This window comes from Sphaerisporangium sp. NPDC049002, from assembly GCF_040649355.1.
GTDB lineage: Bacteria > Actinomycetota > Actinomycetes > Streptosporangiales > Streptosporangiaceae > Sphaerisporangium.
In genome coordinates, this window is sequence record NZ_JBEZFH010000297.1 from 1 (window position 1) to 6,810 (window position 6,810).

Consider the following 6,810-nt stretch of genomic DNA (forward strand, 5'->3'; position numbering starts at 1 on the left):
CGACTATCCCGAGTGGCACATCTCTCGTGAAGTGGACGGCTCTGGCCGCCACAGCGACTGGGTAGCCCAGCACGCTATCGAGCACGACCGCGTGCACCATGCCCCCGCCATTCCCGCACTACGCACGCAACTGGAGAAGGCCGCACGGAGACACACCACACGACGGGACGACCAGAAATGACACCTCGCCACGCAGCCCCACCCGACGAGCGCGAGCCGGCCCTGCGCGCGGCCTCACACCCGGCCGACCCCGGCCGGTGCCGCATCGTCGAGTCCGCAGACCCTGGCGAGCTGCGCTCCCTGATGATCGACGCCGAACTCGAACTCTGGCGGGTCTCAAACGTCCTCCCCGGTCGGCCGACTCTCCCGGCCGCCGGCGAGGCCCGCCAGGCACACCCCCTGGCCACGAGACGACCCGCCCTCTTACCCCCGAAGGGTGTGCGAGGGGAGGGCGGACACCCTCTCGTGGCCACGGGCGCCACGGCCCCTTCCCCGTCCCCCCCTCCCTGAAAGGAACGCCACGAGATGGAAGGATCATTGGAGTTCGCTCGATGGTTCGGCCGGGCCAGGACCTTGGTACTTCAGCCGACCACGCTATGCAACCTCGACTGCGCGTACTGCTATCTGCCGTTCCGGCGCCTGAGCAATGAGATGTCCCCCGAGGTCGCCAAGGCCGTTGCCGCCTCGGCTGCGGATCTGACCGACCTCAGCGGCCAGTTGGACATCGTGTGGCACGGCGGGGAGCCCCTGGCCCTGGGCCCACGCAAGTTCGCCGCCCTACTCGCGCCGTTCGAGCAGCTCCGTCAGGCGGGCCAAATCCAGCACAGCGTGCAGACTAACGCCACGCTCATCGACGACGAGTGGTGCGACCTGCTCGCCCGTTACCAAGTCCGCGTCGGCGTCAGCATCGACGGCCCAGTAGCTCTGAACGCCCGACGGGTCGACCTTCGCGGCCGACCTGCCTTCGACCGGATCGTGCGCGGTATCCGCCGCCTGCGTGACCACGGCATCCGCTTCTCCCTGATCGCCGTCGTGGGGACCGAAGGCATTGAGCAGCCCGAATCCCTCCTGGACTTCCTCGCGGACCTGGGACCGCACACCATCGGCCTGAACGTGGAGGAGATGGAAGGCGTCAACGACCAGCGGTGCGGGATCGCCCAAGACCAAGCCGAGCGATTCTGGCAGCGGGTCCTGAACTGGCGCAGGGCCCACGACGGAGGGCCTGCATTGCGGGAGCTCGACCGACTCGCCGACTACCTGCACCTCGCACGCAGCGGGCAGCGCGACGAGTGGTGCAGATACGGCCTCGATCCGATTCCGACAGTGTCAGTGGGTGGAGACGTGGTGCTGCTCTCGCCCGAACTGGCTGACATCAGGGACGACGACTACGGCGACTTCCTTGCCGGGAACGTCCGCTCTCAGAGCATCGCCAGCATGCTGGATCAGGCGCACCGGCTGCGCTACGCCCGCGAGTTCATGGCCGGTCTGCGACGCTGCGAAGCCGAATGCGAATTTTGGGACTTCTGCCGGGGCGCCCAGGCGTGCAACCGCTACTTCGAGAACGGCAGCTTCGCCACGACGGAGACCGACTACTGCCGACTTACCCGTCAAGCCCTCATTACCGCTCTGTACACCGCAACCAAAAAGGAGATCGCGGCATGACCATGCTGGAGCACCTGGCCACCACGGATGCGAAGGTGGTCGACAAGCTGATCAGTAGCAGCACCCCTGAGAGCCCCGATCCGATTCAGACCGCCAAGTTCGACAACAAGCCGAGCTGGGACAACAAGAAGGGGGGATTCGACAACAAGCCGAGCTGGGACAACTGGAGCAAGAAGTAATAGCAGAGGACCATCGTGGGCGCGGCGATTCCACGCCCACGATGGGACCGCTCATCTCCCCTGGAAGGTAAGACAATGGACACACGTACTGTGCGCGAGACGAGCGTTACGCTGCCGGACTTGAACGACGCGGACTTGGACGATGTCGATTCACTGGAGGGCGAGCACGGCAAACTGCGCGACTTCCGATACGCCGACGCCCGTCTTCGCGAGCTGCCCCTGTCGGGAACCCAGCTCATGGACGGGCGCATCACTGGCCTCACCACCCAGCGGGCGCGCCTGGAGGAGCTGCGCCTGCACTCGGTGGAGTTCTCCGCCTGCGACCTGTCCGGCCTCCGCTGGGAGGACAGCAAGCTCTCCCGAGTCACGTTCACCGACTGCAAGATGCTCGGCGCTGCGTGGGAGAACGTCACGCTCGACGACGTGGTTTTCGAGCGGTGCAAGCTCGACCTCGCCGCCGTCACCCGCCTCCGTGCCATAGGCCCGGTGATCTTCACCGGCTGCACGCTGCGAGAAGCGCGGTTCGTCGGGTCTGACCTGAGCGACGTGGCGTTCGACGAGTGCGACCTGTACCTGACGGAGTTTGACGGCGGCACCTATCGCGGCTGCGACCTGCGCCGCAACGACCTGTCCAGCCTTCGCGGAGTGAGCGCGCTCAAGAAGATCATCGTTGATCGGCCGCAGCTCCAGGGCCTCGCCGAGGCGTTCGCGGCCGAGCTGGAGATCACGGTCGGTTAGGACTTCGACTACTGCTGCACGGGAGGCGGAGACATGGGCGTACGGCTGCTGTTCGACCGGTTCAGCGACATCCAGGGACGTATCGACATCGGGGACGTCAGGCAGGCGGGTGACACGCCGGGCTACGACGACGGCGTGGCCGTCGTCCCCCGTGGGGGCTGGGCAGCCCTCAGAGAGGAAGAGGCCGAACGATTCCGGCTCAACGCCGACACGCCGCTCAGCGTGACGATCGAACTGGTCAGTCAGGATTTGCCGGTCTTCGCATCCGACGATCTCCAAGCCCGTGTGGATGCCGCAGCCGCTCTCGACCCGTTGGAAGGCCGCTGGCCGCGCGGGCGCCTCGCCTGCACAGCCAGCCCGCCCGGCCAGCTCACCAGCACCGAGGACTCCACGACTGGTCACCGCATCGGACTGCACGTCGACAACTTCGACCGGCTGCCGTACCCGGTCCGGCAGGACAGCCGCCGACGTCTCTGCCTCAACCTTGGGCCCGGCACCCGCTATCTCCTGGTCGGCGACCTGGATATCAAGGAGATCTGCCGCGCCCTGGGCTGTGACCAGGACGGGTACTACCCGCACACCGACGACCTGCGCCGTTACGTCGCAGAGGGGCACCCGCTGCGGTGCCTGCGCGTCCGGCTTGACCCTGGCGAGGGGTACATCGCCCCCACGGAGTTCCTGCCGCACGACGGCTCTACAAGCGATGCCCAAACGTGGTCACTCGCCGCCTTCTGGCTGGGTTGAGTGACGCCGTCAGGCCCGGCGGCGCGGCCTCACCGCCGCCTTCACCAGCAGGACCACCCCGAGCACCGCGCCCGTGATGACGAGGGCGAACCCGATCAGCAGGTTCCAGTTCCCCAGGGCGCCCAGAACCGGGGCCTCCGGGCTGACGTAGTAGCCGGCGATCCACAGAACACCGACGACCGGCAAGAGCACCGCGGTGAGAACCTGCCACCGCGATCCGCTCCCGACCGGTTTCCGACGAGCATCGGAATCGTCCACCGAATGACTCCTGTCCAGCGCCTCACGAACAAATCACCCTGAACGCTAGTCGCTTTCTGCGGGCCATGGTGAGGAATGACGATATAAAGGCCACTGCCCGCGTCCTCTGGCCGCCAATGCCCGCCATATCTCCCGTTCAAAACGTCGAGCATCACGGGAACCGCGAGGCCCCCTTTTCACGCCATCTCGAACCAGACGAGCCGGCCGCTCTCGTCGTCTTTCCAGCCCCAAGATGACGAGAGTTCCCGGACCAGCCACAGGCCCCGGCCGCTCTCGCTGAGCGGGTCCACCTGTGCGGGAATCAGCGGGATCGCGCCGGAGGATCCCTCGTCGATCACCTCGACGCGCAGGGCATGACCGGTGTGCGACAGCACCAGCCTGACCATTCCACAGGGGTCGCGGCCGGAGTCGGAGTGGCGTACCGAATTGGCCATCAGCTCACTGACCAGTAGCTCGACCTGGCCCGCCTCCGGATGCCCCGCCGCGCACAGCAGCCCCCGCACACAGGCCCGCGCCGCCGCGACCGAACTCGCCTTGCCGGGAAGTTCGACGGTGCCCAGAAGCTCCGCGGTCCTCATCGCGACACCTCCCAGACCCGATCGGCCGCGTCGCCCGCCAGCGCCCGTACCCGCCGGTCCTCGCCCCGCCCCCACGTGTAGAACCACGTGCCTTTACGCGCCAGTGCCATGACACGGAGCGGCCCGGACTCCCGGGGAACCAGCAGAGCCGGATCCTTGCCCATCGGCAACTCGACCGCCGCGCCGAGACCGCGCCTGTGCAGATCCCACGCTAGCCGGACCAGGTGAATGAACTGCTCTTCCTTCACCTTTCGGGAATTCCGCTGAGCGCTTATGGATGGGGCGCCATTTCTACGAGGCGGGGGACGTTCAGGCTCTTGATCTGTCATCTGGAGCTCCATCCTGTGGGGAGTATGTCGGGTCAGGCCTCAGCCTTCTCTGGCGGCTTATTCGACGTAGCCCTAGAATGCCGGTGACAGCATTAATCCGGAGCCAGATAGGGTCGACAAGCATCGACTAATAACCCCAAAGTTGTAGAGGTATGTCATTGTCTTGTCGACGCCTGTCGGCATTCACCTACGGAGGCGAGCATGGTCGATGATCTTGGCACGCGCATGTCGCCGGTTGAGCGTTTCGGCCACGAACTGGCCCGTTGCCGAAAGGAAAAGGGGTGGTCACAAGCCCGACTGGCCGAACGCTTGGGGTGCTCACCCTCGCTTATAGGACATATCGAAACGGACAGCCGCAACCCGCAACTCGACTTCGCGGAAGGCTGTGATCGCGCCTTCGACCTATCCGACAGCCACCGGTTCGTCCGGCTATGTCGTCGGATCAGAGATGCCCCGTCCGGACCGCAATGGTTCCTCCGCTGGCAGGAAGAGATCGAGCCCCAGGCGACGGCCCTGCGAACCTGGGATCCCCTTCTGGTCCCCGGCCTGCTCCAGACGGAGGCCTACGCGCGGGCCGTCTTCCGCGGCCACCTCGCGACACCCGAGGAAAAGGTGGAGCAGCAGGTCAGAGCTCGCATCCAACGAAGCCTGATCCTGGAAGGGCACAACGCACCGACCCTCTGGGTACTCCTGGACGAGTTCGTGCTCCGTCGCCCCATAGGCGGAGCGGAAGTCATGCGCCAGCAGCTCGCCCACCTCGCGACCGTCGCGAATCATCGCAATGTGACAGTGCAAGTGGTCCCCTACGACAACCCTTGCACCGACGGCCTGCTGTCAGGCTTCACCATCGCTGAACTACCAGATGGGCCCACAACGGTAGTCGTAGACTCCGCCGGCGAAGGTGAAGTGTCAGCTGACCACGAGCTGGTCTCGCTGATCTTGAGTCGCTATGACAGACTGAGAACAGAGGCGTACCGCCCAGGCGAGTCGCTCGAAAAGATTAAGGGAGCCATAGACCAATGGACTCAAAGGACCTGACTGCCGCAGACCTCTTGAAGGCCGACTGGAAGAAGAGTTCTCGTAGCGGAAACAACGGCGGACAATGTGTTGAGGTCGCCGGCAATCTCCCCGAGCTTGTCGCCGTCCGTGACAGCAAGAATCCGGCTGGTCCGGTGCTCGTCTTCACCCCTGGGGAATGGACCACCTTCCTCGGCGACGTGAAGACCGGGCGGCTCGGCTAAGAAGCGCCTCCACTCCCAAAAGCCCTGTCCCAGCCACCTGCCGGGGGTACGACAAGTTCGTCCTTCCGGCAGGGTGGGTGCGCATCACCCGCCAGAGGACCCGGCCTGGGTGAGGCACAGGTCACCGCCGAGGACGGCGCTACGTCGCCGAGCGGGCCATCTCCTGGACACCCGTGACCACGTTGACGACAGCGGAGTCCGGATCTGGCCACCCGACATGACTTACAAGTCGTTCTCCAGTGCCGGTCTCTAGCGTCATCCCCGATGCGGCCGAGGGGGCCGGAGACCGGTACGGCGCAGGGGCGAGCCCAGGCGCGTGAGCGACAAGGAGAAGAGAGCTCATGATGGAGCCCGAGGCAGGCCAGGCGATCGCCGTCACACGGATCACCGAGTGCCTGGAGAACGGATCGATCAGCCTCGACCTGTCCGGTCTCGGGCTGAGCACAGTGCCCGAGTCACTCGCCCAGCTCACCCACCTGATCTCGCTCGACATTCGTGGCAACCAGGTGACCACTCTGCCCGAGTCGCTGGGAAACCTCACCGCCCTCGAACGGCTCGACCTGGGCGGCAACCATTTGACCGCTCTCCCGGAATCGCTGGGGAACCTCACCGCCCTCGAACGGCTCGACCTGGGCGGCAACTTTTTGACCGCCCTGCCGGAATCGCTGGGGAACCTCACCGCCCTCAGATCGCTCTCCCTGAGCGGCATCCAACTGGCCGCCCCGCTGGAATCGCTGGGGAACTTCACCGCCCTCGAACAGCTCTCCCTGGGCGGCAACTATTTGACCACCCTGCCGGAGTCACTGGGAAACCTCACCGCCCTCAAATCGCTCTCCCTGAGCGGCGACCAACTGACCACCCTGCCGGAATCGCTGGGAAACCTCACCGCCCTCACCGAACTCGACCTGGAGGACAACCAGTTGACCGCTCTGCCCGAGTCGCTGGGAAACCTCACCGCCCTCAAACGACTCGACCTGAAGCGCAACCATTTGACCGCCCTGCCCAAGTCGCTGGGAAACCTCACCGCCCTCAAACGACTCGACCTGAAGCGTAACCATTTGAACGCTCTACCCCAGTCACT

Annotated in this window: 11 protein-coding genes; 8 read left to right on the plus strand and 3 right to left on the minus strand. The window is 65.4% G+C overall.

The annotated features are described in order from the left end of the window. The 5 genes from AB0B89_RS33680 to AB0B89_RS33700 form a co-directional block, all read left to right on the plus strand. A partial coding sequence (locus AB0B89_RS33680) for a hypothetical protein (RefSeq protein ID WP_358560922.1) occupies positions 1-181 on the plus strand: 181 nt, incomplete at its 5' end. Between the two features lie 344 nt (positions 182-525). Then, positions 526-1,662: a cyclophane-forming radical SAM peptide maturase AmcB gene (amcB, locus tag AB0B89_RS33685; RefSeq protein WP_358560925.1), complete on the plus strand. Its 1,137-nt coding sequence runs from the start codon at positions 526-528 to the stop codon at positions 1,660-1,662. After that, complete coding sequence (amcA, locus tag AB0B89_RS33690) at positions 1,659-1,841, plus strand: multiple cyclophane-containing RiPP AmcA (RefSeq protein ID WP_358560928.1); 183 nt, start codon at positions 1,659-1,661, stop codon at positions 1,839-1,841. Before amcB ends, amcA begins: the two co-directional genes overlap by 4 nt. 120 nt (positions 1,842-1,961) lie before the next feature. Continuing rightward, positions 1,962-2,579, plus strand: coding sequence for a pentapeptide repeat-containing protein (locus tag AB0B89_RS33695; RefSeq protein ID WP_358560931.1), 618 nt, complete (start codon positions 1,962-1,964; stop codon positions 2,577-2,579). A gap of 33 nt (positions 2,580-2,612) precedes the next feature. Continuing rightward, on the plus strand, positions 2,613-3,323 hold the full coding sequence (locus AB0B89_RS33700) for a hypothetical protein (protein ID WP_358560934.1): 711 nt from the start codon (positions 2,613-2,615) through the stop codon (positions 3,321-3,323). Positions 3,324-3,332: 9 nt separating this feature from the next. On the opposite strand, the gene AB0B89_RS33705 is transcribed toward AB0B89_RS33700, so the two are convergent. From AB0B89_RS33705 to AB0B89_RS33715, 3 genes are all read right to left on the minus strand, one after another. Then, positions 3,333-3,581 (minus strand): cell division protein CrgA, encoded by a 249-nt coding sequence (locus AB0B89_RS33705; RefSeq protein WP_358560936.1) that lies wholly within the window; start codon positions 3,579-3,581, stop codon positions 3,333-3,335. Positions 3,582-3,757: 176 nt separating this feature from the next. Next, a complete protein-coding gene (locus tag AB0B89_RS33710; protein ID WP_358560939.1) occupies positions 3,758-4,159 on the minus strand; it encodes an ATP-binding protein in 402 nt (133 codons plus the stop codon). After that, complete coding sequence (locus AB0B89_RS33715) at positions 4,156-4,407, minus strand: hypothetical protein (protein ID WP_358560942.1); 252 nt, start codon at positions 4,405-4,407, stop codon at positions 4,156-4,158. Before AB0B89_RS33715 ends, AB0B89_RS33710 begins: the two co-directional genes overlap by 4 nt. A 282-nt stretch (positions 4,408-4,689) precedes the next feature. Between AB0B89_RS33715 and AB0B89_RS33720 the strand changes: the two genes are divergently transcribed. The 3 genes from AB0B89_RS33720 to AB0B89_RS33730 all read left to right on the plus strand — a co-directional run. Beyond that, positions 4,690-5,526 (plus strand): helix-turn-helix transcriptional regulator, encoded by an 837-nt coding sequence (locus AB0B89_RS33720; RefSeq protein ID WP_358560945.1) that lies wholly within the window; start codon positions 4,690-4,692, stop codon positions 5,524-5,526. Next, positions 5,508-5,729 carry a DUF397 domain-containing protein gene (locus AB0B89_RS33725; RefSeq protein ID WP_358560948.1) on the plus strand — a complete coding sequence of 74 codons (222 nt, stop codon included), beginning with the start codon at positions 5,508-5,510 and terminating at the stop codon, positions 5,727-5,729. Before AB0B89_RS33720 ends, AB0B89_RS33725 begins: the two co-directional genes overlap by 19 nt. 341 nt (positions 5,730-6,070) lie before the next feature. Then, positions 6,071-6,810: leucine-rich repeat domain-containing protein (locus AB0B89_RS33730; protein WP_358560951.1), on the plus strand; the 740-nt coding region annotated here is incomplete at its 3' end.

Excerpts from the sequence above, each read along its gene's own strand:
- AB0B89_RS33725 (WP_358560948.1), top strand. The coding sequence starts at position 5,508 with ATGGACTCAAAGGACCTGACTGCCGCAGACCTCTTGAAGGCCGACTGG.
- AB0B89_RS33710 (WP_358560939.1), bottom strand. The coding sequence starts at position 4,159 with ATGAGGACCGCGGAGCTTCTGGGCACCGTCGAACTTCCCGGCAAGGCG.
- AB0B89_RS33720 (WP_358560945.1), top strand. The coding sequence starts at position 4,690 with ATGGTCGATGATCTTGGCACGCGCATGTCGCCGGTTGAGCGTTTCGGC.
- amcA (WP_358560928.1), top strand. The coding sequence starts at position 1,659 with ATGACCATGCTGGAGCACCTGGCCACCACGGATGCGAAGGTGGTCGAC.
- AB0B89_RS33700 (WP_358560934.1), top strand. The coding sequence starts at position 2,613 with ATGGGCGTACGGCTGCTGTTCGACCGGTTCAGCGACATCCAGGGACGT.
- amcB (WP_358560925.1), top strand. The coding sequence starts at position 526 with ATGGAAGGATCATTGGAGTTCGCTCGATGGTTCGGCCGGGCCAGGACC.